General features: G+C 71.7%; 19 protein-coding genes and 3 riboswitches. Of the genes, 11 read left to right on the top strand and 8 right to left on the bottom strand.

Annotation, left to right across the window (positions count from 1 at the left end; all coding sequences use genetic code 11):
• The 4 genes from D7Y11_RS30575 to D7Y11_RS30560 form a co-directional block, all read right to left on the bottom strand.
• The coding region (locus tag D7Y11_RS30575) for a MarR family winged helix-turn-helix transcriptional regulator (protein WP_148139239.1) at positions 1-523 on the bottom strand (523 nt) is incomplete at its 3' end.
• Between the two features lie 234 nt (positions 524-757).
• Positions 758-1,111 (bottom strand): helix-hairpin-helix domain-containing protein, encoded by a 354-nt coding sequence (locus tag D7Y11_RS30570; RefSeq protein WP_120579229.1) that lies wholly within the window; start codon positions 1,109-1,111, stop codon positions 758-760.
• Positions 1,108-1,350, bottom strand: coding sequence for a hypothetical protein (locus D7Y11_RS30565; RefSeq protein ID WP_120579228.1), 243 nt, complete (start codon positions 1,348-1,350; stop codon positions 1,108-1,110). The genes D7Y11_RS30570 and D7Y11_RS30565 overlap by 4 nt, the downstream gene beginning before the upstream one ends.
• 349 nt (positions 1,351-1,699) lie before the next feature.
• A complete protein-coding gene (locus D7Y11_RS30560) occupies positions 1,700-2,683 on the bottom strand; it encodes an aldo/keto reductase (RefSeq protein ID WP_126935429.1) in 984 nt (327 codons plus the stop codon).
• An 89-nt stretch (positions 2,684-2,772) separates the two neighbouring features.
• On the opposite strand from D7Y11_RS30560, the gene D7Y11_RS30555 reads away from it, so the two are divergent.
• The 10 genes from D7Y11_RS30555 to D7Y11_RS44510 all read left to right on the top strand — a co-directional run bounded on the left by D7Y11_RS30555 (position 2,773) and on the right by D7Y11_RS44510 (position 18,320).
• The gene (locus tag D7Y11_RS30555) at positions 2,773-3,345 is read left to right on the top strand and encodes a TetR/AcrR family transcriptional regulator (RefSeq protein ID WP_233597258.1); all 573 of its coding nucleotides are present in this window, start codon (positions 2,773-2,775) and stop codon (positions 3,343-3,345) included.
• Between the two features lie 35 nt (positions 3,346-3,380).
• A riboswitch (cobalamin riboswitch) is annotated at positions 3,381-3,592 on the top strand.
• 63 nt (positions 3,593-3,655) lie between these two features.
• Positions 3,656-5,650 (top strand): TonB-dependent siderophore receptor, encoded by a 1,995-nt coding sequence (locus D7Y11_RS30550; RefSeq protein WP_126935428.1) that lies wholly within the window; start codon positions 3,656-3,658, stop codon positions 5,648-5,650.
• Positions 5,631-7,238, top strand: coding sequence for an MXAN_6577-like cysteine-rich protein (locus D7Y11_RS30545; RefSeq protein ID WP_120579223.1), 1,608 nt, complete (start codon positions 5,631-5,633; stop codon positions 7,236-7,238). Before D7Y11_RS30550 ends, D7Y11_RS30545 begins: the two co-directional genes overlap by 20 nt.
• 43 nt (positions 7,239-7,281) lie before the next feature.
• A riboswitch (cobalamin riboswitch) is annotated at positions 7,282-7,505 on the top strand.
• Between the two features lie 155 nt (positions 7,506-7,660).
• Positions 7,661-9,112: a hypothetical protein gene (locus D7Y11_RS30540; RefSeq protein WP_126935427.1), complete on the top strand. Its 1,452-nt coding sequence runs from the start codon at positions 7,661-7,663 to the stop codon at positions 9,110-9,112.
• Between the two features lie 8 nt (positions 9,113-9,120).
• Positions 9,121-9,798 (top strand): cell surface protein, encoded by a 678-nt coding sequence (locus D7Y11_RS30535; protein ID WP_121781796.1) that lies wholly within the window; start codon positions 9,121-9,123, stop codon positions 9,796-9,798.
• Positions 9,799-9,941: 143 nt separating this feature from the next.
• Positions 9,942-10,265 carry a hypothetical protein gene (locus D7Y11_RS30530; protein WP_126935426.1) on the top strand — a complete coding sequence of 108 codons (324 nt, stop codon included), beginning with the start codon at positions 9,942-9,944 and terminating at the stop codon, positions 10,263-10,265.
• Between the two features lie 22 nt (positions 10,266-10,287).
• Positions 10,288-10,445: riboswitch (cobalamin riboswitch) on the top strand.
• A gap of 170 nt (positions 10,446-10,615) precedes the next feature.
• Positions 10,616-11,926: a hypothetical protein gene (locus D7Y11_RS30525; protein ID WP_126935425.1), complete on the top strand. Its 1,311-nt coding sequence runs from the start codon at positions 10,616-10,618 to the stop codon at positions 11,924-11,926.
• Complete coding sequence (locus tag D7Y11_RS30520; RefSeq protein WP_126935424.1) at positions 11,926-12,699, top strand: cell surface protein; 774 nt, start codon at positions 11,926-11,928, stop codon at positions 12,697-12,699. Before D7Y11_RS30525 ends, D7Y11_RS30520 begins: the two co-directional genes overlap by 1 nt.
• Before the next feature lie 256 nt (positions 12,700-12,955).
• Entirely contained in the window at positions 12,956-14,650 is a 1,695-nt protein-coding gene (locus D7Y11_RS30510) for an FHA domain-containing protein (protein WP_120579217.1), read from the top strand.
• 85 nt (positions 14,651-14,735) lie between these two features.
• Positions 14,736-18,320: a serine/threonine-protein kinase gene (locus D7Y11_RS44510; protein WP_233607432.1), complete on the top strand. Its 3,585-nt coding sequence runs from the start codon at positions 14,736-14,738 to the stop codon at positions 18,318-18,320.
• Positions 18,321-18,358: 38 nt separating this feature from the next.
• Here D7Y11_RS44510 and D7Y11_RS30500 read toward each other — a convergent pair whose 3' ends face one another.
• Positions 18,359-18,766: a hypothetical protein gene (locus D7Y11_RS30500; RefSeq protein WP_126935423.1), complete on the bottom strand. Its 408-nt coding sequence runs from the start codon at positions 18,764-18,766 to the stop codon at positions 18,359-18,361.
• A 216-nt stretch (positions 18,767-18,982) separates the two neighbouring features.
• On the opposite strand from D7Y11_RS30500, the gene D7Y11_RS30495 reads away from it, so the two are divergent.
• Positions 18,983-21,223, top strand: coding sequence for a spermidine synthase (locus D7Y11_RS30495; protein WP_126935422.1), 2,241 nt, complete (start codon positions 18,983-18,985; stop codon positions 21,221-21,223).
• Positions 21,224-21,254: 31 nt separating this feature from the next.
• On the opposite strand, the gene D7Y11_RS30490 is transcribed toward D7Y11_RS30495, so the two are convergent.
• From D7Y11_RS30490 to D7Y11_RS30480, 3 genes are all read right to left on the bottom strand, one after another.
• A complete protein-coding gene (locus D7Y11_RS30490) occupies positions 21,255-22,025 on the bottom strand; it encodes a YoaK family protein (protein ID WP_120581465.1) in 771 nt (256 codons plus the stop codon).
• 115 nt (positions 22,026-22,140) lie between these two features.
• Positions 22,141-22,491 (bottom strand): histidine triad nucleotide-binding protein, encoded by a 351-nt coding sequence (locus tag D7Y11_RS30485; RefSeq protein WP_126935421.1) that lies wholly within the window; start codon positions 22,489-22,491, stop codon positions 22,141-22,143.
• Between the two features lie 62 nt (positions 22,492-22,553).
• Positions 22,554-23,739: hypothetical protein (locus tag D7Y11_RS30480; RefSeq protein ID WP_126935420.1), on the bottom strand; the 1,186-nt coding region annotated here is incomplete at its 5' end.

Raw genomic sequence — 23,739 nt, 5'->3', positions numbered from 1 at the left:
GAGTTTCCTCCAGGGGCGCGGAGAGGCCGCCCAGCTCCTCGGCGAGCGCCTTGAGCGCTTCCTGGGTGACGACGATGCGGTCGCGGGGCAGGCGGGCGAGCACGCGCTGAACGGCGGACTCGACGGTGCCCTCGGACGGGATGTCCAGCGCGCGGCCGGAGTCGGTGAGCGCGAAGAGCGCCTTGCGACCGTCGAGCGGATCCGACTTGCGCTCCAGCAGCCCGCGCTTCTCCAGGCGCTTGAGCACGCCGGTGAGCGTGCTGGGGTGCACGTGGAGGATGTTGGCGAGCGCGCCGGCGGTGATGCCCGGGAAGCGGCCCACCAGCCGGATGACCAGCCGCTGCGGGCCGGTGAGTCCCAGCGTGGACTCCATCCGCTTGGACGTGGACTGCAGACCATGATCCACGGCCCACAGGAGGCGCATGAACTCCAGCACCTCGCCCAACGGCTGCGGCTGTTGCGGACCCCGGGACCTGCTGCCGTCCGGGCCTTGTATCGACTCCGGGGCTTGTATGTCCTTCATGGGCGCATCCTCCCTCACCTCATGCCTCCCTGTCTTTTCGTTGTGTTCCAAAGGTGGGCGTGTCCTAGCGCGTCGGCTTGGGCGTTCCAGCAAAATCCGGAATGGGTGCTCGCGTCAGGATGGGGCCGCCTGACTGGAGGCCTTGGGAGTCGGCGGAAAGCCGCCATCCCCGGGCATGCCGGAGCCCGGGAATGGCGGCCCTCCTGAGCCTGACTCAACCGATGGTTGTATTTGTCATGGGTTCGTGGCGCTTGCCTCCCTTCCCGGCGGCAGGGGGGCGGGGACCTGCTCCTTCTTGAGCGTCGTGGGGCCGGTGAGGGCCAGGTGGGCCCTCAGCTTGAGGAACTTCTTCTTACCGAAGCCCTTGACCCGGACCAGCTCCTCGACGCGACCGAAGGGCCGCTTCTTGCGGTGCTCGAGGATGCGCTGCGCCGCCTTCTCACCCACGCCCGGCAGCAGGTCCAGCTCCGCCGCCGTGGCTTCGTTCAGGTTGACCACCCCCACGTATTGCATGCGCGGGCTGGCGGCATCCGCACGCCCCGGCCCCATCAGCACGCAGCCCAACACCCACGCCCAGGCCCACTTCACGAGTGGCCCTCCGCGCCCGCCTCCAGCGAAGGCTCGCCGCCGAAGCGGCTGCCGGCCGCCGTGTCGCGCTTCTCCGCCGCCTCGCGCACGTGCAGCTTCCCGTCCAGGGGCAGCACGTCCAGCAGCACGTTGAGCGAACCGTCCTTGTTGACGAACGCGCTGCCCGCGCGCACCCAGATGCTCCCGCCCTTGCCCTCGCGGATGGAGAACACCGCCAACCGCTTCCCCGCCATCAGCATCGACACGCTTCCCCCTTCAGAATCCCGCGCCACCACGGCCCGGGCACCTCGCTGGCTCGACCGCCTGAGGTCGCGTCCGGGCTTGAGCAGCCCGCATGCCAGCGGCGTGCTCCTCTGAAGTGAAGTCAGCGCACCGTGCGGCGGTGCTCGCGGCGTCCACGCGCGGGGATGGGCGTGGATGCTCCAGTGCGTGTCTTGCGCGGTGAGAGTCGGGACGCGGCCTCCGCACAGCGGTTACCGAGGAGCAGGGATGGCGGCCGGATTGTCTCCGCGGTGCGGAGACAATTGGAGGAGACGAAGGGCGCGGAAGGCGGATGGCCTCCCACGCCCGTCTCCCATGGACGTCGTCTCAGCGCTCGCTGTCGAGCAGCTTCATCTGCTGCTCAGGGTAGCGCGTACCAGCGATCGCCTCTTTCGGAAGGATCGCCTCTACGGCGGCCACGTCGTCGGGCGACAGGGGCTTCTCCAGCGCGCCGAGCACGTCGATGAGCTGCTTGCGCGTGCGTGCGCCGACCACGGGCACGAACGCCGGTTGCTTCGCCAGCACCCACGCCACGGAGAGCTGCGCGGGCGTCATCCCGCGCTCCGCGGCGTACGCATGGAAGCGCGCGACGGTTGCTGCGTTGCGTTGGCCCGCTTCACCAGCAAAGCGAGGATAGTGTATGCGGGCACCTTCCACCTTCGCGCCCGTCAACAGTCCGCGGGAGAGCACGCCGTACAGCGTCGCGCTCATGCCCAGCTCGGTGAGTGTGGGGAAGAGGGTCTTCTCAGGCTCGCGCGTGATGAGCGAGTACTCAATCTGCAGGTCGCTCAAGGGGTGCACCTTCGCCGCGCGGCGGATCGTCTCGGCGCTCACTTCGGAGAGCCCGATGCTTCGCACGTAGCCGCCCTTCACCAGGTCGGCGATCGCGCCCACCGTGTCTTCAATCGGCACGGCCGGGTCCAGCCGGGCGGGGCGATAGACGTCGATGTGATCGACGCCGAGCCGCTGCAGGCTGTACGTGACGAAGTTCTTCACCGCAGTGGGGCGAGCATCGAAGCCCACTGGGACCCCGTCCGGCCCCCGCATGGCCCCGAACTTCACCGAGAGCCGCACCTTGTCGCGCTGGCCCTCGATGGCGCGGCGGATGAGCAACTCGTTGTGCCCGCTGGCGTAGAAGTCGGCGGTGTCCAGCAGCGTCACCCCTCGGTCGATCGCCTCGCGGACCGTCGCGATGCTTTCGGCCTCGTCGGACGGTCCGTACGCCCCGGACATGCCCATGCAGCCGAGCGCGATGGGGAATACCCGCGGGCCAGTCATGCCGAGTTGCGTCGTGCGGTGGGTCGGGGTCATGGCTTCCTCTCTTCTTGCGGTTGGGCTATACGGAACGTTGTTCCGGTGCGGACTTTCATATGCGGAACCATGTTCCGTTTGTCAAGGCGATGAAGAAGACACCCAGAGCGGATGCCCAGCGGAACCTCGACTCGCTGCTTGAGGCGGCGAAGGCCGTGTTCGCCGAGTCCGGAGTCGACGCGCCCGTCCGCGAGATCGCGAGCCGTGCTGGCGTCGGCATCGCGACGGTGTATCGGCACTTTCCACAGCGGGCCGATTTGATCGCCGCCGTGTACCGGCGCGAAATCGACGCATGCGCGGCCGAAGCCCCAGCGCTGGCGCGCGAGCATGAGGCGTTCGAAGCGCTGACGCGGTGGCTTCACCGGTTCACGAGCCTGATCGCCACCAAGCGAGGGCTTGCCGCGTCGCTCAATGCCCAGGATCCGGCGTATCAGGCGCTGCCCGCGTACTTCCGGGAGCACCTCGAACCGGTGCTCCAGTCGCTGCTCGGCGCGGCGGCGGCGGCAGGGCAGGTGCGCAAGGACGTCAACGCGTACGAACTCCTGCGTGGCGTGGCGAATCTCTGCGTTCCTGTCGCGGAGGTCGGCCCCGGCTTCACTCGCAGGATGGTCGACCTGCTCATCGACGGACTGCGCTACGGCGCGTCGGCGCCCGTGCCTTGACGGGCTGGGGGTGACCTCCTAGAAGGGCCGGGCCCTTGGGTGCCCATGCCGGGCCTTCAAGAGGGAAGCCGGTGCGAGTCCGGCGCGGTCCCGCCACTGTGAACGGGTTGCCCTGAGGTCCAGGGCCGGAAGCCTCGGCTGTCACCACTTTCGCGTCAGCGGATGCGAAGGGAAGGTGGAGGGTTCCTTCCAGAAGGGCGCAGCGTGCGCCCACGTCTGGAGCCTGTCAGCCAGGAGACCTGCCCAGGGGTGCGGCAGCGGTGCTGCCGTGAGGCCTTCTCTCTTCGACGGAGGGAGCGGAAGGCGGAGCATGTTGCGCTCGCTTCTCGCCCGGACCGTCATCGGTCTGGTGCTCAGCTTCCAGGGACAGGCCCGGGCCGGGCAGGAAACGCCTGCGCCCGAGAGCAGCGAGCCGCCGCTTCCTGAGTTCGTCCTCCCCACCGTGGAGGTCATCGGCAAGGAAGTCCCCGAAGCTCCCGTCGACTCCGCTCAACGCCGCGACCCCACCGGCGCCATCACCGTCATCGACGCTCGCGAGCGCGTGGGCGAAGCGCGCGACACCGCGGAGCTGCTCGGTGGATCCGCGAGCCTTGTCGTGCAGGACTCCGGCGGATACGGGCAGAGCAAGAGCCTGGTGGTTCGCGGCGCGTCGTCCAATGGCGTGCTCGTGTTCCTGGACGGCATCCCGCTCAACGGCGCGGGCGGCGTCGCGGACCTGTCGCTCATCCCCGTCGCGCTGCTGGAGCGGATGGAGATCCTCCGCGGCGCGGCAGGTGCCCGCTACGGCGCGGGCGGACTGGGCGGCGCGGTCAACCTCGTCACCCGCGCGCCTTCGTCACGGCTGCTCTCCAGCGGCGAGGTCACCTACGGCAGCTTCGACACCGTGATGGCCCATGTCGCCGCGTCGGGCGCGCTGCTCGAGGGTCAGGCGCTGGTGTTGCTGCACGGTGGCCGCTCCCAGGGCGACTTCAGCTACCGCGTCGACGAACTGCCCGCGCTGGACGACAACCCGCTCACGCAGGAGGTGCGCACGCGCAATGACGCTCGCGGTGGCGGCGCGCTCCTGAAGTACCGGCATGGTCTGGACGGTGGCGGGCGCGTGGATGTGCTCGCCGAGCTGTCGCTGGAGGACCGCGCGCTCGCGGGCACCGTGCAGAACCCCACCGTGTCCCGACGCCAGGACCAGACGCGACTGTCGCTGGGCGCTCGTTGGGCACGGCCCTTCGGTGACACGGGCGAGGGCAGTGCTCGCGGCTTCTTCCGTCGCGACTGGCTGGATGTCGCGGGTGGAACCACCGGCGTGGACTCCGGCGCGCAGCGCTACACGGTGGGCGGCGTGGAGGTGGAGGGGCGCGCGGTGCTGGGGCGCAATGCGCTCGCCGTCACGCTCGCCGGATCATCGGAGTCCGTCACGCAGACCGTGGGCGGGCAGGCCGCGTCGTGGTGGCGCGCGAGCGTCATGGCCATGGACGAACTGTCCCTGTTCTCCGAGCGATTGAAGCTCGTGCCTTCGCTGCGCGTGGAGCGCGTGGGGCACTACTCGCTCCTGTCGCCCAAGCTGGGCGCGAGCGTGGACCTGGGCCACGGCTTCGGCGTGCGCGCCAACGCGGGTCAGTCCCACCGCGCGCCGTCGTTCCTGGAGCTCTACATCCGTCAGGGTCTGCTGCTGCCCAACCCGGAGCTCAAGCCCGAGCGCGCCCTGTCCGTGGACGCCGCGGCCCTGTGGCGCGACGACATCTGGAACGTCACCGCGGGCGGCTTCGCGGCGGTGTACGAAAACCTCATCGCCTACGAGCTGTACCCCCCGAATCTCGCCAAGCCCTACAACTTCGCCGCCGCTCGCGTGTGGGGCGCGGAGGTGGAGCTGGAGGCGCGGCCTCGCGCGTGGCTCACCGTCACCAGCAGCTATGCGTGGACCCGCACGCAGAACCGCTACGGCGACCCTCGCTACTTCGGCAAGGAGTTGCCGTATCGCCCTCGCCACAAGTGGGTGGGCCGGTTGCGCGTAGGACCGGACTGGCTCAACGGTCGCACCGAGGTCCTCGTCCAGTCCTCGCAGTTGATCAACCGCGTGGGCGAAGCTCGGCTGTCCCTTCCTTCGCGCACGTGGGTGAGCGTGGGGACCTCCAGCACCTTCCTGCACCGGCCGGACCTCACCGTGTCGTTCGACGTGAAGAACCTGCTCGATGCGCGGACCGCCGACTACACCGGCATGCCGCTGCCTGGCCGCGCCGCCTACGTGACGCTCTCCGTGGCGCTCGACCCTTCTCCCTCCGAGGACTCCCATGTCGCATCCCCTCCCTGATGCTCGGCTCGCGCTGCTGCTGTCGGCCCTGGCGGCGGCGCTCCTCACCGGCTGCCCGGAGGAGAAGGTCCTGTGCACATCCGGCCTGAGCGTCTGCGGCGCCGAATGCGTGGACCTCCAGGGCGACCCGTCGAACTGCGGCGCGTGTGGTGCCTCGTGCGGAGCAGGGGAGACGTGTCAGGCGGGCGTTTGCGGATGCCAGTCGGGCACGGAGACGTGTGGTGACGCGTGTGTCGCGCTCGCGAGCGACCCGCTGAACTGTGGCGCTTGCGGCGCCGCGTGTCCGTCCGGCCAGGTCTGCGAATCCGGCACCTGCCGCGAGGGATGCTCCGCCGGTGCCGAGCGGTGCGGGGACAGCTGCGTCGTGCTCGCGAATGATCCGCTCAACTGTGGCGCTTGCGGCGCGGCGTGCCCGGACGTGCAGTCCTGCCACTCGGGCCGGTGCATGTATGACGTGGTGACGGCCTGCTACACCAACGGGCAGCTCGTGGGCATCCAGGCAGGGACGGACCGGATGGGGCCCCGGCGGCAGTTTGGCTCGGGTGTGCAGTCGCTGGCGGCCTGGGATGGCGTGGTGCTGGCGGCGGACGCGGCGCGCTCGGTGCTGTCGCAGGCGCCGGCGGGTGCGCTGGGAACGGTGGCGGAGGAGGACTCGCTGGGCGCGGTGGCGGCTTCGCCCAATGACATCTTCGTGGACCCTCCGTATGTGTATGTCCTCGACTCGGTGAACAACACGCTCCAGGTGCTCAAGCGGGAAGGGGCCGCGCAGGGCGGTGGGTTGGGATTGCGCACGGTGGGGCAGGTGAACCTGGGCGCGAACACCAGCCCGCAGGTCATCGCGAAGCGCGGCGACACGTTCTACATCCCGCTGTTCGGCACGGCCGGCTCCGACTTCAAGCAGGGCAACGCCGTGGCTCGTGTCAGCGTAAGCAACCCGGAGAAGCCCCGGCTCGTGGACACCGTTCCGCTCACCGGCCTGGACCTGAAGTCCTTCGATGGCGGGACGACGATGGCGCTTCCGTACGCGGCGGTGTCCGTGGACTCGGGCGTGTACGTCGCGCTCACCAACCTGAACCCCGCGAATGACTATCTGCCCAACGGGCCCGGGATGCTCGCGCGCATCGACCCCGTGGATGGTGGGGTGCATGCCATCGACCTGGGCGCGAAGGATTGCCTCAACGCGGGCGACGTGCAGGCGGTGGGCGACCAGCTGGTGGTGAGTTGCCTGGGCGAGGCGGTGTTCGACACCGCGAGTGGCTACCGCGCCAAGGCGGTGCGGGCCACGGGGCTGGTGCTGGTGAAGGATGACAAGCCCGTGGCGTCGTATGCGCTGTCGCCGGGCTGCACCGGGGGGCCGGAGAACGGCTGCGACCTCGCGGTGGGAGGACGGCTCGCGGTGGTGGGCAATGCCGTGTACGTCACGGATGTGAACGCGGGCCGCGTGTTCGTGGTGGAGGTGCGCGATGGCCAGCTCGTCGAGCGGCGCGGCAACTCCACACCGCAAGCGGCGGGCCCGGCGCTGGATGCGTGTCCGGTGGACCCTCGGCGCGTCGTATCCAATGCCATCGACATCGTCGCGGTGCCGTGAGGCGTTGGCCCCGCTTGTATTGACAAGCCCTGCCGTCCGCCATACTCCAGCGCGCGTCGTTGGTACGCCGCATCCGCACGGTGTGGCGTTTAAAGGGAACCCGGTGTGAGTCCGGGACTGCCCCGCAGCGGTGATCAGGAACGAACGCCGTCCTCGCAAGCACTGGCCCTTCAATGGGCTGGGAAGCGACGGCCAGTAGGTGGGTGACCCGATGAGGGCCTCTCGCGCCTGTGAGTCCGAAGACCTGCCACGACCCATGCCCCCGGGCATGGCCAGACCGGAGCCTCCGAGGGGAGGTGACGGAGGTCTTCCGCTCGCGCGGCGTGTCGTGTCCTGACGTGTCCCTCGTTCGCGGTCCGCTCTCCGTCCACGCCCCTTGGATTCACCTCGCCCGTGGGGGCGATGCAAGGGAGCAGTCGCGGATGAAGACAGAGCGGATGATGACGGGACGGGGAGTCCAGGGCTTCGCGTGGGTGCTGACGACCCTCGCGATGGCGCTGACCAGCACGGGTTGCGGTGATGAGTGCGTCGATGACTTCGACTGCCGCGACCAGGGCGCCGCTCCCGCGGGACAGCGCTACACCTGCGTCGAGAACAAGTGCGAGCTGACGTCCATCCCCGTGCCGGACGCCGGCACGGAGACTGATGCCGGTACGACGACTGATGCCGGTACGACGACGGATGCAGGCACGGGCGCCGACGCCGGTACGACGACGGATGCGGGCACGGAGACCGACGCTGGTACGACGACGGATGCGGGCACGGAGACCGACGCTGGTACGACCACCGACGCGGGCACGGAGACCGACGCTGGTACGACCACCGACGCGGGCACGGAGACCGACGCAGGCACGGATCCGTGCGAGACCACCACCTACGAACCGAAGCTGGGCACGCTCCAGCTCCAGTCGGGCTTCGTGGCCGGTGAGTCCGCGTCGCTTCCCGCGTCCGCGGGCCCGGTGGGCGTGACGCCCGGCCCCACGTATTCGCTCTACACAGTGGTGTCAGGCAGTTCCACGGGGCCGCACGCGCTGTACTCGCTGGGCACATGGCCGCAGGTGTCGCTGGGAACGGCGCAGTTGTTCGACGTGGCCGCTCCCGCTGACCGGGCCGCTGGCACCAAGCTCTTCCTCAGTCCCTTCGTGGAGACGGATGGCCAGCGCGTCCTCACCGGTTACACGAAGTCCGGCGCCGGCTTCCCGGGCTCCGTGGGCGTGTATGACGTCTCCGCGCCCGCCAACTCCACCTATGTCTCCGCGCCGAGCAACTTCTCCGCGGGCGTCGTGCCGGGCGCGTTCCTCATCAACGGCGGTGGGCTCGACACGGTGTCGGCGGGGCTGGCCGTCTACGCGCTGAAGACGGACAGCTCGCCGTTCACCGCGCTGAAGGTGGGCACGCTCCCGCCGGAGACGGGCGGCAGCGGCTTCACCGCCGTGGCCACCAACGGCGTCGCGATGCTCGGCTACTTCTCCGACGACACCTTCCTCAACGAAGGCCGCGCGGTGGCCCCGGCGGCCATCACCGAGGCGCTCAGGTCCGGCACGCCGTTCGTCGTGGCGGATGCGCCCGCGCTCGACGTGGGCTCCAACTTCGTGGCCGCCTCCGGTCACGGCGAAGGCGTGTCGGTGCTCCGCGGCGACTACGTCCCGCCCGACTACAACTTCGCTGGCACGGACGTCTCGCGCTTCGCCTTCACCGTGACGGATGAAGGTGCGACCGTGACCGTCGGTGCCCGTCAGCCGGTCCTCGTCTATGCGGACCAGTGCACGCGCGTGACCGGGATGACCGCCATCGGCGTGGACCTGCTCGTCGGCGTGGATGACAAGAACGGCCCGCGCCTGGTGCGCATCCAGCAGGCCCCTCAGTTCCGGTGAGCACGCCCATGAAGAAGACCCTTCTTCCGAAGTCGTGCGCGCTGGGCTTCACCGCGCTCCTCACCGTGGCGTGCGGCGGCGAGGACTGGCAGGACTCCCTCCAGGCCCAGCCGCTGGTGGGTGACCCGTTCGCGGACCGCATCGTGTCCTTCTCTCCGGGCACGGGCGCCGGGTTCGGTCAGAGCGAGCTGCCGGGCATCGTGCTGGGCGCTCCGCGAGGGGACGGCGCGGGCTCGGGTTCGTTGGACGTGCTGTCGCTCGGGCGCAACGGCGTCATCGTCCTGGAGTTCACGGACATCGCCGTCACGGACGGGCCGGGTGTGGACCTGCTCGTCTTCGAGAACGCGTTCCTCAAGCCGAGCGGCAAGCCGTTCGCGGAGACGGGCGTGGTGGCCGTCAGCGACGACGGCGTCACCTGGCACGAGTTCCCCTGCGCGTCCTCCGACGTGGCGAACAACTACCCGGGCTGCGCGGGCGTCACGCCCGTGTACTCGCACCCCGCCAATGGCATCCCGGCCACCGACCCGTCCGTGGCGGGCGGGGACGGCTTCGACCTGGCGAGCGTGGGCCTCACCCGTGCCCGCTTCGTGCGCATCCGCGACTCGGGCGCCAACGGCTACGCGGGCATCAGCGGCGGCTTCGACCTGGATGCCGTCGCCGTGGTGAACGGCGTGCAGCTGCCGTAGTCGCGCACGAGCGCCGGGGCCGTTCTCCAGCGGACGGTCCCGGTGGCCTCGCGCGCCCATACGGCGAGTCCGGACCGCACGAGGCTTCCGGGGTGGGGGTGGCGGCATTAGATGCCCGCTGTCCCTCCCCCGGATGTGCCTCCATGAACCGTCGTTCCGCCTCACTCCTCGTGCTGCTGGGCGCCCTGCTCGGCGTGGCCGCTCCGTTCCTCCTCCCCTCGGTGGTCTGGGCCCAGACGTCCCGCGCCGCGCCGAGGAAGGAAGTGCCTCCGCCGCCGCCCGCGCCTCCTCCGGCACCGGCGTACGAGTACACCTTCGTCAAGCGCGAGAGTCCGGATGAGGACCTCGTGGAGCTCCAGCGGCTGGGGGGCGAGGGCTGGCGCGTGGTGTCCACTGTCGTCGTGGACGGCAGCACGCGGCGCTACGTGTTGATGCGTGACCGACGCGCCGGGCCCGCGTCGCATTGACTTTGCCCCTGTGGCGCCATAGTCCCGCCCCGTCATCGGTGCTTTCACGCCATGGGGTGTGAGGGCTTCCAGGGAACCCGGTGTGAGTCCGGGACTGCCCCGCAGCGGTAAGCAGGAACAGCGTTCGTACGAACCCCGTTTCCGCGAGTCCGAAGACCTGGCGACGATCCGGCGTCCTCTCCACGGAGGGCCCGGCGACAGACCGGAACCTCCGCGGGGAGCTGACGGCGAAGGCAGGCCTCCAGGACGCGATACGCGCCCTGCGGTCCGGTGCCTTTCGTCCGCGCGGCCTCCCGACAGGGGAATGCCTTCTTCCGCCTCCGTGCGGGAAGGCCAGGAGCGAGGACGCGATGCGGACCGACATGAAGCGGATGAGCACGAAGGGCCAGCGCGCGGCGCTGATGGGCGCCCTGCTGGCGGTGGTGCTGGGGGGCACGGGCTGCGGCGATGATGAGTGCGTGGACGCCTTCGACTGCCGCGACAAGGGCGCGGCTCCGGCGGGCCAGGCCTGGGCCTGTGTCTCGGAGACGTGCACCCAGGTCGCCGTCGACATCGAAGAGGACGACGCGGGCACCGGCACGGACGCGGGCACGCAGACCGACGCGGGCACCGGCACGGACGCGGGCACCGGCACGGACGCGGGCACGGATGGCGGCACGGTCGCTTGCGCCCCGCTGCCTCGCGAGCAGGTGCTGGGCACGCTGCAGCTCCAGGCGGGCTTCAGCGTCGCGGAGTCCGCGGACCTGTCCACGGAGGTTCGCGCGGTGGTGTCCACTCCCGGCCCCACGTATTCGCTCTTCGCGCTGCGCGAGACGGCCACGGGCCGCGACTTCTTCGCGCTGGGGACCTGGCCGGACGTGACGCTGGGCACCGCCGCGCTCGAAACGGTGCTCGCGCCCGCGGACCGCGCCAACGCGGCCGACACCTTCCTGTCCTACTTCCTGGCCTATGACGGCACGCGCCTGCTCGCGGGCTACACGAAGTCCGGCGCGGGCTTCCCGGGCTCCGTGGCGGTGGTGGATCCGTCCGCGCGCGACGCGGCGCTCTACCTCGACGCTCCGGGCAACTACACCGCCGCGGGCACCACGGACGCGTTCTTCGTCAACGGCGGCGGTCTGGACACGGTGACGGGCGGCCTGGGCGTCTACGCGCTGGTGACCTCCGCCAAGCCCTACGTCGCCGTGAAGGTGGCGGACTTCCCGGCGCAGGTGGGCGCCAGCGGCTTCACCGTCGTCGCGGACAACGGCATCGCGGTGTTCGGCTACTCGGAGGCGGACACGTACGTGAACGTGGCCTACGCCGTGTCCAACACCAAGCTGGGCGAGGCGCTGGCCTCGCGCACGCCGGTGGTGCTCACGAACGAGCCGAAGGTGGACGTGGGCTCTGACTTCAACAACGCCGCGAGCTTCGGCAACGGCGTGGCGGTGGCGCGCGGTGGCTACGGCGCCGCGGGCTTCGGCGTCACCGACGTGTCGCGCTTCTCGCTCACGCCCGGCCTGGGTGGCGGCCAGCCCATCAGCGTGGGCACGCGTGCGGCGGTGCTCAACGCCCCGGATGCGTGCACGACCGTGGATCTGCTGTCGTCGCTGGGGGCGGACCTGCTCGTGGGCGTGAAGGACGTCAACGGCCGCCGCCTCGTGCGCATCCGGCAGGGCCAGTGATGAAGCGCCCGCTGGTCGCGCTCGGCGCGCTGCTGACCCTGGGCGCGTGCACGGGCGACTCGGAGCCCGGTCCGCTTCCGGGTGAGGACATCGTGGACGCCGGCACCCACGCGGATGCCGGTGTCTCCGATGCAGGCACGGAGGTCGACGCCGGGACGGACACGGATGCCGGTGTCGACGCGGGCTCGCGGCCGGTGGATCCGTTCGCGGACCGGGTGACGGCCTACCAGTTCGGCGACTCGGCCGGCTTCGGGCAGGACCGCTTCCCGGACGTCGTGTTCGGGCCTCCCGTGGGCGCGGGGCCGTTCACGGGCTCGCTGGACGTGCTGTCGCTGGGGCGGGGCGGCTCCATCACCCTGGAGTTCACCGACCTGTTCGCGGTGGATGGCCCGGGCGTGGACCTGCTCGTGTTCGAAAACCCCTTCCAGAAGTACGGCGGCGACATCTACGCGGAGACGGCCAGCGTGTCCGTCAGCGACGACGGCGTCACGTGGTTCGACTTCCCCTGCGCCCCCACCGACAAGGACGGCGGCTACCCGGGCTGCGCAGGCACGCATCCGGTGCTCTCGGCCCCGGACAACGGCGTGTCCCCCACCGACCCGGCCGTGGCGGGCGGGGACGGCTTCGACCTGGCGGACGTGGGCCTCCCCCGTGCGCGCTTCGTGCGCCTCACCGACACGGGGCTCAACAGCTACGGCGGCACGTCCGGCGGATTCGACCTGGATGCGCTGTCGGTGGTGAACGGCCAGCTCCCCGACGGCGGCGTGCCGTGAGGTGAGCACCCGCACCCACCCGCGGCGTGCTCCAGGGCCCCGCGTCACGTCCGTTGACGGCATTCCGCACACTGCGCGTGGGTGATTCCCTCTTCATCCACCGCCCCAGGTGAACTCCGACCCCAGCATCCGGCGGCTCCCCCGGGTATGACGCGACGCGGGAGGGCGGCCGGGGCCCTGGCTGGACGCCCGCCTTCCACGGGAAAGCGTCTCGGACTCTCGGAAGATTGGGAGGTCGTGTAATGTCTTGCGCCCGATGTGGCAGATCATCATCAACGGCCCCGGCTACTTCGACACGTCGTACGACCTGCCGGAGGGCGTCACCAGCCTCGGCCGGGCGGACGAGAACGACATCGTGCTGGGCGGCGACCTGGTGTCGCGCCGGCACGCGCGGCTCTACGTCGAAGGTGACGTGCTGCGCATCGAGGACCTGGGCAGCCGCAACGGCAGCCGGGTGAACGGTGCGCCGCTCCAGGGCAGCAAGCACCTGAACGCGGGCGACACCGTGGCGCTGGGGGAGAACACCCTGGCGGTGCGCCAGCCGCACACCGTGGAGAACGCCGCCACGGAGATGATGGACCTGGGCGCGGGCGGCGTCGTGCGCTTCGGGCACGGCACGGACGTGGGCCCGTCCGTGCTGATGGCCAAGAACGTCAAGGACGCGGACGTGCTGCGCCTCCTGGACAACGTGGGGCCGCTGCCGTTCGACGACGCGTTCTCCGGCCCTTCGCCCGTACCCGCGGGCTCCGCCGTGGCCAGCCCGCGCGTGTCCTACGAGACGCTGGTGCTGCTGGTGCACGCCGCGGAGGCGCTGGCCACCGCGCGCACGCTGACCGCGTTCCTGGAGTCCGCGATGGACCGGCTCCTGGAGCGCACCGACGCCACCACGGCGGTGGTGCTGCTCAAGCACGCCACCGGGCCGCTGGTGCCCGCGGCGGTGCGCCACCGGGGACGGTTGGCCAAGGGTGAAGTGCCCGTGTCGGACGCCATCGTGGACGAGGCCATCCGCCAGGGCCGCGCGATCGCCGTGGGCGACGTGAAGGACGACCGCCGCTTCGCCGGACGCGAGAGCGTCATCATGTACGGCGTGGACCGGGTGCTGTGCATCCCCATTGGCACCGAGCCGCCCTTCGCGGGTGTGCTCTACGTCAACGTGCCCGGCGGGGGCGACACCAGCCTGGAGTTGATGCTGGACGCGTGCACCGCGGTGGCCCACCTGGTGGCCGCCGGCGTGCAGCGCTTCGCCGTGCGCGACGGCTCCAGCACGGACCGGATGCGGCGCAACCTGGAGCGCTTCCACTCGCCGGAGGTGGCCGAGCGCCGCGCCGCCGAGGCCCAGCGCACGGGCGGCAAGCTGCCGGGCCTGGAGGAGAAGAACCTCACCGTGCTGCACGCGGAGATGGCGGACTTCGGCGCCGTGATTGGCCGGCTGGGCGCGGCGCGGGCCACGCAGCTGCTCAACGACTTCCACGCGCGCATGAGCGGCATCGTCTTCAGCTTCGAGGCCACCGTCGAAGGCTTCATGGGCGAGTCCATGCGCGCCCTCTTCGGCGTGCCCTACGCCAAGGGCGACGACGCGGTCCGCGCGGTGCGCGCGGCGCTGGCCCTGCGCGCGGACTGGGAACGGGGCATGGCCCGCAGGCCCCAGGACGAGCGGTGCGACCTGCGAATCGCCCTGCACTCCACCAAGGCGCTGGTGGGGATGATCGGCACCGAGGCCCGCACGGAGTACAGCGCCGTGGGAGAGGGCATGGGAGTGGCTGGCTGGCTGGCCGCCACCGCGGCGCCCGGCCAGGTGCTGATGACCGGCAAGCTGCTGGCGGCCACCGGGGCCCGCTTCGACGTGATGCCCCTGGGCGAGCGGGTGGTGCGGCTGCCCCGCGACAAGGTGGCGGTTTTCGAGGTGATTGAAGAGGACATGGGCATGCTGACCAACCCCGGTATCCGGTGAGGCGGCCGGCGCGGCCGGTTGACGGGTTGAAGCGGGCCCCCTGCCCGGGGTTCAATGCGCTTTCCGTGGTGGACCCCCGCACCGCATGAACCCTTCGAACCAGCCCGCCCGATTGCGTCCCTTCCGGCCGCAACCCTTCGGCCGGTACACGCTCCTGTCGCATCTGGCCACCGGCGGCATGGGGGAGATCTACCTCGCCCGCCTGGAGGGCGCGCAGGGCTTCGAGAAGCTGTGCGTCATCAAGAAGATCCTCCCGCAGTTCGCGGAGGACCAGGACTTCGTCGACCGCTTCGTCGGTGAGGCGCGCACGCTGGTGCGGCTGGGGCACGGGTCCATCGCGCAGGTGCTGGACATGGGCGTGCACGAGGGCGAGGCCTACATGGCCCTCGAGTACGTGGACGGCAAGGACCTGCGCAAGGTGGCCGCGCGCGTGCGCGACAGGCAGACGCCGCTGCCGCTCACCTTCGTGCTGTACGTGATGGGCCGGGTGCTGGACGCGCTGGCGTACGCGCACCGCAAGCGGGACGAGGAAGAGAAGGAGCTGAAGCTCGTCCACCGGGACATCTCGCCGCAGAACATCCTCATCTCCTACGAGGGGGAGGTGAAGGTCATCGACTTCGGCCTGGCGAAGAGCCGGCTGTCGGCGGCGAAGACGAACCCCAGCATCATCCTGGGCAAGTTCCTCTACATGTCGCCCGAGCAGGCCCGGCACCAGCCGGTGGACCGCCGCAGCGACCTGTACGCGGCGGGCCTGTGCCTCTACGAGCTCATCTCCGGCAAGAACCCCTTCGACGCGCTTCCGCCGGGCGAACTGATGTCCGCGGTGGCGAACCCGAAGGTGGCGCCGCTCAGTGACGTGGAGCCGCTGACGCCGCCGGCGGTGTCGCAGTTGGTGGCGAAGGCGCTGGCGGTGGAGCCGGGCCAGCGCTTCCAGACGGCGGAGGACTTCCGGGTGCGCCTGCAGGCGTGCCTGACGGAGATCGACACCAGCGCGGGCCCGGAGAGCGTCAGCCGCTTCATGCGCGACCTGTTCTCCGCGGACTACCAGTCCGAGCGGCGCCTGCTGACGTCCCTGCGCGAGGTGTCGCGCGACGTGCGCGCCAGCGGCACGTACGAGGCGCTGGGCCCCGCGCCGCGCCCGACGATGCCGGCGGCCACGCTGCCGCCCAAGACCATCCGCCTGGATGGTCCGGTGGAGCCCCTGTCCTTCCATCCCACGCCCCGGAGCCGCGAGGACGGCGGCGGCGCGCGCGACGACGGTGAGACGCGCCCCGGCGTGATGGTGGACGAGTCCACGCGTCCCGCGTTCCCGGTGGAGGCGCTGGAGGAGGCGGCCCGCGCGAAGATGCGGCCCAGCCCCGCGTCGTCGGAGCCGTCGCTCACGGTGGAGGTCCGCCAGGACGCGATGGACCGGCCCACCATCCTCGAGGGCCTGCCGGCCATCCGGCTTCCCTCGGACCGCGCCGTGGAGGCGGATGTTCCGGCCCCGCTGCTGGGAGAGCCCACCGCGCCCCGGGCGGACGCGCTGCAGGCCTCCGAGCCGCACGGGGAGCCCACCGCGCCGCGCGCCACGTCACTGCCGTACGCGGAGCCAGGGCTGCCGTCGCGTGACGCGCCTCCAGTGCCGGACGTGCCGGTGTCGCGGCCGTTCGCGGACGCGGGAGGGCGGGGCGCTTCGTTGCCCTTCTCCGATTCGGTGGGCCCGCGGGGCGTGCCGCCTCCTCCGATGGCGCCGATTCCCGCCGTACGGCCCTCGGATGGTCCCGTTCCCGTCGTGCCGGTGGATGCGTCGCGGCCGGTGGCGCCTCCGCCGTTGCCTTCCTTCGACTCCGGGGCGGCGCGGTTCGAATCGGCGGGTGAGTCGCTGCCGTTCATGGAGCCGCCGCCTCCGCCGGACGGCCCGTTCGCCGATGACGAGGAGCTTCCCGAGAGCGCCTATCCGTGGCCGGAGCCCATCCCCGAGGGAGGCCGCTCCGCGGGAGCCGAGCTTCGCGCCGCGGAGGTGCGTATCCCGGAGGGGCAGCGCCCCACCTCCGCGATGCCGTCCCTGTCGTCCGCGCGCCCTGGCGCCATGACGCCGTCGAACGGCAGCCGTCCCGCGCCGCCGTCCGCGTTCGATGCGGCTCGCGCCTCGGAGCCCCTGCCGAGCTACGAGCCGGTGCGCGCGTCGGAGTCGTCGCGGGGCTTCGATTCGCCCCGGGCTTCCGAGCCGTCCCGCGGCTTCGATGCGCCCCGCGCCGCCGAGTCCGCGCGTGCCGTGGAAGCCCGCGTCCCGGAAGGCCAGCGCCCCACGGCCGCGATGCCGTCCCTGGCGTCCTCGCGCCCCGGCGTGACGACGCCGTCGAATGGCAACCGGTCGGCTCCGGCTCCAGCGTCAGTGCCGCTGCCGTCGTACGCGGCGCCCACCATCCAGGTGCCCTCCATCCAGTCCGGCGCCTTGCACTCCTTCGAGGCCGAAGAGGACTCGCGGGACTCCGAGCCGCTCGATTCGGGTCCGACTCCCCGGCCCACGATGCAGGACACGCGGCCGTCGGAGGACCTGGTCTCGGTGGATGCCCGCGCCCTGGAGGCGGACTCCAGCGTGCCGTACATCTCCGCGGAGCCGGACGACGCCCCGGCCGCGCGCGAGGGCGACGCGGACACGCACCCGCGCATCTCCATGCCCCGTGCCTCGCGCCGCGAGGAGCCGCAGGCCCGGGTGATGCTGGACGAGGCGCAGCTGCGCGAGACCTCCCCTTCCACCGGCAAGCGTGAGGCCGACACCGGCCCCACCGCGCCGGCCCGGGGCCGCACCGGGTCCCGGCGCGCCGTGCGCGGTTCGTCGCCGGGCACGCCGCCCCCGCGCTCCAGCACCGCGTCGAGCATGCGCGCCGTCACCCGCGCCCCCGCGCCCGCCGCGGATCCGGACGAGTCGTCCACCGCGCGCGCGACGCGCGACGACGCGACCCGGCGCAAGGCCGTGCCGGTGCGACCGGAACCCTCGGAGCCGCCGCGTGCCGCGCGGCGCGAGCCAGCGCCGGTCCGCAAGGGCGGGGCGCTGCGCTCGGCGCTGGTGTTCATTCTGTTGATGGTCGTCGCGCTGTCCATCGTGGGCGCGGGGCTCTACTTCGTCCCCGAGCTGCGCGTGGCCGTGGGACTGGAGCAGTCGCGCACGTCGACGCCGCCTCCGCCCACCCCGGTGCAGCAGATCCCCACGCGGCCCGCGAACCCCCAGGGGCGTCCGCCCGCGCCTCCTGCCCAGAACGTGGCCACGGCGCCCACCACCGCGCCGGCGGAGTCCACGCAGGCCCCCACCGAGCCGGATTCCACGGACGCGCAGGAGGTGGAACTGGACGTCCTGCTCGGCACGGAGGCGCCGCCGGCGCCGGGCGCCGCCGCTCCCGCCGCGAAGAAGGCGGCGCCGTCACGCCCCGGCAAGCGCGCCGCGCCGACCCGTGCTCCCGTCAAGGAGAGCAGCCTCCCTCCGGAGTTGGAAAAGGAATGGACGCAGACGAAGGCGCTCCACCGGATGCTCAAGAACAACCATGGCTGCGAGGCCATGTCGATGCAGTGCACGCTCTTCGACAGGCTGGCGGACGACTTCGCCGTGGGCGGCAGTGAGACGCCGACCCTCAAGCAGGTGAAGGACCTGCATGAACAGCTGAAGAACGTGAAGCGCCGCCAGGACTAGGAGGCGCCCGCGAGGACGCCCTCGTCAGGTGGCGTGCCTCAACGCCGCGTGCCCGCGTCCATCATCTCCGTGCCCGCGTCGCGCCCGGAGCCACCGGTGCCCTCCGAGGCCGTGCCCCGGTAGCTCTCCGCGAGCCCCGTGCCCAGCTCCCCGCTGCCACCCGTCCGCTGGCCCATGCCGGTGCTCCCCTCCATCCGGTGGGGGGCCGCGGTACCGCCGCCCAGCGAGCCCAGGCTGTCACTGTTGTACGGCTTGCCGCCGCCCTCATCGCGCAGCGGGCTGCTCGCCGCTTTACCGGCCGGTTCAGCGCGGGAGCGGTGCTGGAGCTGGACGGGGTCCTGGAACCCCTGCGTCTCCTCCGAGGGCTGCTCCCTGCCGCAGCCCCAACCTCCCAGGGCGCCACCCACCAACAGTCCCAATCCCACCGCGCGCTTGAAGCCCGTCATGGTTTCCCCCTCGGGCGCGAGGAAGTCCGCGCCTGCCCGTCCGGGAAGTTAGGACCGCTGTCCCCTGGGGCCACCCACCCGCCCCGACGGATGCCCGCCTGGCCGCCCGCCGGGCTCCGGGACGTGCCCGTGTTGACAAGACTGTCGCCCAGGCGGGAAACACCCGGAGCGCGGGACCCCTACGCCGTGCGTCTTCCCCCCTGCCCCCGAGGCCGCATGGTGCGCTACGCCCTCGCCATCTTCACCAGCGCCTTCCTGCTCTTCGGCGTCCAGCCGCTGGCGGGCCGCTACGCCCTGCCTTGGTACGGCGGCACGCCCGCGGTGTGGACCGCGTGCATGCTGTTCTTCCAGGCCGTGCTGCTCGCGGGCTACGCCTACGCGCACGCGGTGGCCTCCCGGCTGCGCCCGCGCGCCCAGGCCGCCCTGCACCTGAGCCTGCTGGTGGTGGCGTTGGCGGCGCTCGCGGCGCGGGCCTCGTGGACGGGCTCGCCGCTGGCGCCAGGGGACGGCTGGCGCCCCGTGGACGACCACCTGCCCGTGCTCCGGTTGATGCGGATGCTGGCCGCCACGCTGGGCCTGCCCTTCTTCGTGCTCAGCACCACCGGCCCGCTGCTCCAGTCGTGGTTCGCGCGCGCGCGGCCGGAGCGCTCGCCGTACGTGCTCTACGCGCTCTCCAACGCGGGCTCGCTGCTGGCGCTGCTGGGCTACCCGTTCCTCGTGGAGCCCTGGGTGGGCCGGAGCGCGCAGGCGTGGGGCTGGGCCGTGGGCTTCGTCCTCTTCGTCCTCTGTGTCCTCGCCTGCGCCCGGGACCTGCTGCGCCGCGCCCCCGCGACAACCCTCCCCGAGCCCTCCACGAGCCCGAGCACGGAGGCCCGCTCCGAGGCCTCCACCGCCTCGGCGCGTCCGGGCATGGGGCCCACGCTGACCTGGCTGGCGCTGAGCACGTGCGCGTCGGTGCTGCTCCTGGCCACGACGAACAAGCTGTCCCAGGACGTGGCGGCGGGCCCCTTCCTGTGGGTGATGCCGCTGGCGGTGTACCTGGTCACCTTCATCCTGGCCTTCTCGCGCGAGTCCTTCTACGCGCGCACGCCGTACTCGGTGGGGCTCATCGCCTCCGTGGTGCTGGTGACGTACGCGCACAAGGAGGGCCCCGCGCTGGGCCTGGGGTGGCAGGTGCTCTTCCACGCGTCCGCGCTCTTCACGGGCGCCATGGTGTGCCACGGCGAGCTGTACCGGCGCCGCCCGGCTCCGCGCTACCTGAGCGCCTTCTACCTCTGGGTGTCCGTGGGCGGCGTGCTGGGCGGCGTGTTCGTCAACCTGGTCGCGCCCGCTGTCTTCACCACCTACTGGGAGCACCCGCTGGCGCTGGCCGCGTGCTGCGGGGTGGCCTTCGCGGGGCTGATGCGCAGGCCGAAGGAGGAGACGTCGGTGGCGCGCACGCAACGCCTCTTCCGCGGGGCGCTGCTGGTGGGCGTGGCGGTGCACCTGCCGGTGCTCGTCCTCACGGACCTGGATCGCGTGCGCTTCGCCGGGCGCAACTTCTTCGGCGTGGTGCGCGTGCTGGAGCTGTCCGCGAACGACCCCCAGCAGCACCAGTACGTCCTGCGCCACGGCGCCATCACCCACGGCTGGCAGTACATCCGCCCGGAGCGCCGGAACCTCCCCACGGCGTACTACACGAAGGACGCCGGCCTGGGGCTCGCGCTCGCGGAGCAGCGCCGGTTGCGTCAGGCCCAGGGGCTGCCCACCGGCTTGCGCGTGGGCATGCTGGGGCTGGGCGTGGGCAACAGCGCCACGCTCATGGCCGCCGGGGACGACGTGCGCTTCTATGAAATCAACCCCGACATCATCGACCTCGCCAAGGGGCAGGGCGGCTTCTTCAGCACGCTGACGGACACGCCCGCGCACGTGGAGGTCGTGGAAGGCGACGCGCGCATCTCCCTGGAGAAGGAGCTGGAGCAGGGCTCGCGCCAGTTCGACGTGCTGGCGCTGGACGTCTTCAGCTCGGATGCCATCCCGGTGCACCTGCTGACGAAGGAGGCGGTGGCGCTCTACCTCCAGCACCTGGCGCCGCACGGCCTGCTGGCGATGCACATCAGCAACCAGCACCTGGACCTGGTGCCCATCAGCCTGGCGCACGCGGGGGCCGCCGGCCTGACCGCGGCGCTCGTCGCGCGGGACAGTGACGGCGACGCGGTGGCCAGCTCGTGGATGCTGCTGAGCCCGGACAAGGAGTTCTTCGGGGGTGCCACCTTCAGCAAGACCCGGGCGCGCGTGCGCCGGCTGGTGCTGCGCGGCGAGCCGGAATACGTCTGGACGGATGAGCGCAGCAGCGTGCTCCAGGCGCTGCGCCCCAGGGCCCAGGGCCCTGCCGGGGCCAATCCGAACGTCATGGACGCGCCCGCGCAGGCCCAGGTCCAGCCCGCGCAGACCGTGGTCCAGCCCGCGTCGCCCTGACGGGACGCGGCGCGCCGCCTTCCCGGATGCTTCAGCGGCCCGGAACGGTGGGTGCCTGCGCGGGCTTCACGGTCAGCCGCACGTCCAGCGCGGCCAGCACGCCCAGCACCGCGCACGGCAGCACCAGCGTCACGGCCCCGTGGCGCAGGAACAGGTAGGGGCCCAGCGTGGAGCCCGCGAGGAACGCCAGCGCCAGGCCCAGGTGCAGCCGTGTGCGCTCGAACTGCACGGCGGAGGGCAGGTCCCTCACGCGGTGCCATAGCCCCGGCGCGCCTTCCCCGCGGAGGCCGTCGCGCACCCACGCCAGCATCTGCACCAACTGGATGCCGATGTCCGTGAGCAGCCCTGTCACGTGTGTGGTGCGCACCACCGCGCCGGACACCCGCGTGACGAGCGCGTTCTGCAGCCCCATGGCGAAGGCGATGCCCCAGAGCAGCGCGGGCGCGTGCGTGCCCGGCATGGATGCCATGGCCACGCCCACGCCGCCCAGCACGAGCGCCTCCAATAGCAGCGCGGCCACGTGACGGCCCCTCGTGCGGTGGCGTGAGGCATCCAGGAGGCCCGTGGCGCAGAAGGCCCCGGCGACGAACAGCCCCATCAACTGCGCGGGCAGCCGCGCCGTGTCCCAGCGGCCCTGGGCCAGGGACTCGCCCAGCGTGGCCATGTTCCCGGACATGTGGGACGCATGCGCGCCCATCGCCACGAACCCCATGGCGTTGACCGCGCCGGCCACGGAGGCCAGCAGCACGGCGAGGCGGGAATAGGCACGGCGGGACTGGGGCGACGACTGGGCACTGAACATGACGGGCGGGCCCGCCCGGGAAGAGGGGCGGCCACGCGCCCGGGAACGCTAGCACCCGGCGCCCCGGAGCGTGTGTCACTCCGCCCGGGGGGGCCGGCCGAGGCTCGGAAGCTGGCTAGCCCGGCGGCCAGTGCAGGGTGCGGCCCGCGAGCAGGTGCAGGTGGATGTGGAACACCGTCTGGCCCGCGTCGCGCTGGGTGTTCATCACCACGCGGTAGCCCGTGTCCGCGTGGCCCCGCTCGCGCGCGACCTTCGCCGCGGCCATGGAGAGGTTGCCCACCAGCTCCCGGTCCTCGGCCGTGATGTCATTCACCGTGGCGATGTGCTTGCGCGGGATGAACAGCACGTGGGTGGGGGCCTGGGGGTTGATGTCCTCGAAGGCCAGGCAGTGCTCGTCCTGGTAGACGATCTTCGCCGGGATGAGGCCATCGCGAATCTTGCAGAAGAGGCAGTCGGATTCGGGCATGGCCTTGGCTTACCAACCCGCCGGTGGAGCCGGAAGGGTCTTCCGCGTCCCAACTGTCCCGCTCAGGGCAGTCGCCACGAATATCCGGGGTCCGGCGTGCAGTCCGCCACGGGCAGCTTCACCAGCGCCAGGGGGCCGTCCTGGACCAGCAGCGTGCCCGCGCCCTCGAAGCCCGCCCGGGTGATGACGTGGCTGAACCGGCGGGAGTCCCGCCCGGGGCCGTTGTGGGGATACAGCGGCACCTTCCGGTGGAAGTAGCTGTAGCCCCCCGTCCACGCCAGGTGCACCGCCTCCACCTTGAGGCCGCACACGTCGTCGCGCCGGCCCGCCGCCTCCAGCAGCCGGTTGACCGTGCCCTGGTCATCCCAGGCGCTGTCCTTGGGGCGCACGCGTTCGTACTGGCCCACGTCCCCGAAGGTGAGCGCCCCCGCGCCCGCGCCGGACAACAGCGCCCCCGCCACCACCGCCACCGTGGCGGTGGCCTTCGCCGGAGCGCCGCGCAGCACCCGCAGGATGGAGTCCAGCCCCACGCCCGCGAGCGCCGCGAACAGGGGCAGCACCGGCACCAGGAAGCGCAGTTCCTTGTGCGGCTGGTTCGCGTGCAGGAGGAAGAACGCTGCGGCCAGGAAGGACAGCCCCCACGCCCGGGGTACGGCCAGCACGGCCAGCGCGGCCGTGAAGACGGTCAGCACCGGCATCGCCGTGCGCAGGATGCGCGGGTAGTACTCGAAGGGCTCCGTGCCCCACTGGGCCGCCTTGCCCTGCACCACATTGAAGTCCAGGTAGACGATGGCGGAGTGGAACCACCGTCCCCAGGTGAGCTTGTCCAGGAGGCCAAAGGCCAGCGCCCACCCGGACAGCACCGCCAGCGCCACGCCCGCCTGACGCCACTGGCGCCGGCAGAGGAGCACCGCCACCAGGCCCACGCAGAACACGCCGTTCTGAAGCCGCAGCAGCACCGCCAGCCCCAGCAGGGACGCCCCGGTGAGCAGCGAGCGCCGGGACGCGGCCTTCGGTAGCGCCAGGGCCAGGCCCAGCACCACCGGCAGCACGGACGCGTTCTCGCTCATGGCCCGGGGCGCGAAGTACAGCGGCACCGACGCCAGGGCGAACAGCGCGGCCCCGCCGGAGGCCGCCAGGGTGGAGGCCCCGGACGCTCGGGCAAGCCGCCACGTGGCCCACGCCGTCGCCGTGCCCACCAGGGCGAAGAAGCCCTTCACCAGCCCCAGGTAGCCCGCCGGGTCCGTC

It is taken from the genome of Corallococcus sp. AB018, assembly GCF_003986945.1.
Classification (GTDB): domain Bacteria; phylum Myxococcota; class Myxococcia; order Myxococcales; family Myxococcaceae; genus Corallococcus; species Corallococcus exiguus.
This window is presented reverse-complemented; position numbering and strand designations above follow the sequence as displayed.

What these genes read in the sequence shown, in the direction of transcription:
- D7Y11_RS30565 (WP_120579228.1), bottom strand. Translation starts at nt 1,350, where the DNA reads ATGCTGATGGCGGGGAAGCGGTTGGCGGTGTTCTCCATCCGCGAGGGC.
- D7Y11_RS30560 (WP_126935429.1), bottom strand. Translation starts at nt 2,683, where the DNA reads ATGACCCCGACCCACCGCACGACGCAACTCGGCATGACTGGCCCGCGG.
- D7Y11_RS30555 (WP_233597258.1), top strand. Translation starts at nt 2,773, where the DNA reads ATGAAGAAGACACCCAGAGCGGATGCCCAGCGGAACCTCGACTCGCTG.
- D7Y11_RS30550 (WP_126935428.1), top strand. Translation starts at nt 3,656, where the DNA reads ATGTTGCGCTCGCTTCTCGCCCGGACCGTCATCGGTCTGGTGCTCAGC.
- D7Y11_RS30545 (WP_120579223.1), top strand. Translation starts at nt 5,631, where the DNA reads ATGTCGCATCCCCTCCCTGATGCTCGGCTCGCGCTGCTGCTGTCGGCC.
- D7Y11_RS30540 (WP_126935427.1), top strand. Translation starts at nt 7,661, where the DNA reads ATGAAGACAGAGCGGATGATGACGGGACGGGGAGTCCAGGGCTTCGCG.
- D7Y11_RS30535 (WP_121781796.1), top strand. Translation starts at nt 9,121, where the DNA reads ATGAAGAAGACCCTTCTTCCGAAGTCGTGCGCGCTGGGCTTCACCGCG.
- D7Y11_RS30530 (WP_126935426.1), top strand. Translation starts at nt 9,942, where the DNA reads ATGAACCGTCGTTCCGCCTCACTCCTCGTGCTGCTGGGCGCCCTGCTC.
- D7Y11_RS30525 (WP_126935425.1), top strand. Translation starts at nt 10,616, where the DNA reads ATGCGGACCGACATGAAGCGGATGAGCACGAAGGGCCAGCGCGCGGCG.
- D7Y11_RS30520 (WP_126935424.1), top strand. Translation starts at nt 11,926, where the DNA reads ATGAAGCGCCCGCTGGTCGCGCTCGGCGCGCTGCTGACCCTGGGCGCG.
- D7Y11_RS30510 (WP_120579217.1), top strand. Translation starts at nt 12,956, where the DNA reads ATGTGGCAGATCATCATCAACGGCCCCGGCTACTTCGACACGTCGTAC.
- D7Y11_RS44510 (WP_233607432.1), top strand. Translation starts at nt 14,736, where the DNA reads ATGAACCCTTCGAACCAGCCCGCCCGATTGCGTCCCTTCCGGCCGCAA.
- D7Y11_RS30500 (WP_126935423.1), bottom strand. Translation starts at nt 18,766, where the DNA reads ATGACGGGCTTCAAGCGCGCGGTGGGATTGGGACTGTTGGTGGGTGGC.
- D7Y11_RS30495 (WP_126935422.1), top strand. Translation starts at nt 18,983, where the DNA reads ATGGTGCGCTACGCCCTCGCCATCTTCACCAGCGCCTTCCTGCTCTTC.
- D7Y11_RS30490 (WP_120581465.1), bottom strand. Translation starts at nt 22,025, where the DNA reads ATGTTCAGTGCCCAGTCGTCGCCCCAGTCCCGCCGTGCCTATTCCCGC.
- D7Y11_RS30485 (WP_126935421.1), bottom strand. Translation starts at nt 22,491, where the DNA reads ATGCCCGAATCCGACTGCCTCTTCTGCAAGATTCGCGATGGCCTCATC.